Raw genomic sequence first — 1,643 nt, forward strand, 5'->3', positions numbered from 1 at the left:
ATCCAGTTCTTCGTCTCCACGACCATCTTCATCAACCCCGCCCTGGGACTCAACTCCACCCCACGGCTCCTCAACCCACCCCTCGACTCGGGACGCGTCGGCCAGCGATTCTGCCACAACCCGGCCGCCTTCGACCCCGACGGTGACTCGCTCGCCTTCCGGCTCAGCATCCCCCAGGACATCCCCGGCACCACCGGATGCCGGGGGCGTAACATCCCCACCTACCTCGACCCCACCCGGTTCAGCCGAACTGCCGAGGCCGGCGGAACCCCCACCTTCGCCATCAACGCCCGCACCGGTGAACTCTGCTGGGATGCCCCCGGCGAGGAAGGCCAGTACAACTTCGCCTTCATCATCGAGGAGTGGCGCAACGGGGTGCTCATCGGGGAGGTCACCCGCGACATGCAGATCATCGTCGTCGACCAGCCCAACAAACGACCCCTCATCCAGCCCCTGGCCGACCTGTGCGTGGTGGCCGGCACCCTCATCAACCAGCCCATCACCGCCACCGACCCCGACGGCAACCGCGTCTACCTGTCGGCCTTCGGGGGCGTCTTCAACGTGAGCGCCGACGGACGGCCCCTGCCAGCGGGCGAACTCGTCTCGCCCCCCTACGCCCAGCTCCGCAACCCCGGCTCCCCCACCAGCCCCCTGACCCAGCCCGCCACGGCCAGCTTCGTCTGGCAGACCTCCTGCGAGCAGCTCCGTCAGGCCCCCTACGACGTCACCCTGAAGGTCAACGACGTGCCCGCCCGCGGCATCACCTCGCTGGTCTCCTTCCAGACCCTGCGCATCCGCATCATCGGGCCCGCCGTCCAGAACCTGGCCGCCCGCCCCACGGCCACCGCCAACGGCCGGGCCATCCAGCTCAGCTGGAACCCCTACGCCTGCGCCCCCCGTAACGGACTGGACTCCACCGAGCTTATCATCTACCGCAAGGAGGGCTGCACCGACTACACCCCCGCCAACTGCGAGACGGGCCTGCCCGCCGGCCTGGGCTACCAGGAGATCGGCCGGGTGTCGGCCGGCGTGGTCACCTTCACCGACACCAGCGCCCTGCGCCGGGGCGTGAGCTACTCCTACCGCCTGGTGGCCGAGTACCCCGACCGAAGCGGCAGCATCAACGGCGGACTCAGCATTGCCTCCACCCAGGCCTGCCTCGAACTGCCCCGCCTGGCCCCCGTCCTCACCCAGGTCACCGTCGACTCCACGGGTAACACCAACGGACGCATCACCGTCCGCTGGAGCCGCCCCATCGGTCTGCAGCCCGGCGACCTGGGCGGTCCCTACCAGTACCGGCTCCAGCGCGCCACCGGACTGAACGGCACCGACTGGACCCCCGTGGCCACCATCAACACCAGCCTGGTCCCCACCGCCCCCGACACCCTCTACATCGACCGCGGCCGCAACACGGCTGACTCGGCCTACCGCTATAGGCTCGAGTTCTACTACACCGATGCCACCACCCGCCAGCTCACCCGGCTCGACGTCACCGAGCCAGCCTCCAGCGTGCGGCTCAGTGCCACCCCCGCCCAGCGCCAGCTCAGCCTGAGCTGGCAGGCCAACACCCCCTGGTCCAACCAGAACCAGACCCACGACCTCTACCGCAGCCGCTCGGGACCCAACGGGCCCTTTAACCTCAT

1 pseudogene is annotated in these 1,643 nt (G+C 69.2%); it reads right to left on the reverse strand.

Features of this window, described 5'->3' with window-relative positions:
- Positions 1-1,643: pseudogene (locus FH603_RS28035) on the reverse strand (hypothetical protein); the annotation flags it as partial.

Origin of the sequence: Spirosoma utsteinense, assembly GCF_014282275.1 — a bacterium.
Lineage (GTDB): Bacteria > Bacteroidota > Bacteroidia > Cytophagales > Spirosomataceae > Spirosoma > Spirosoma utsteinense.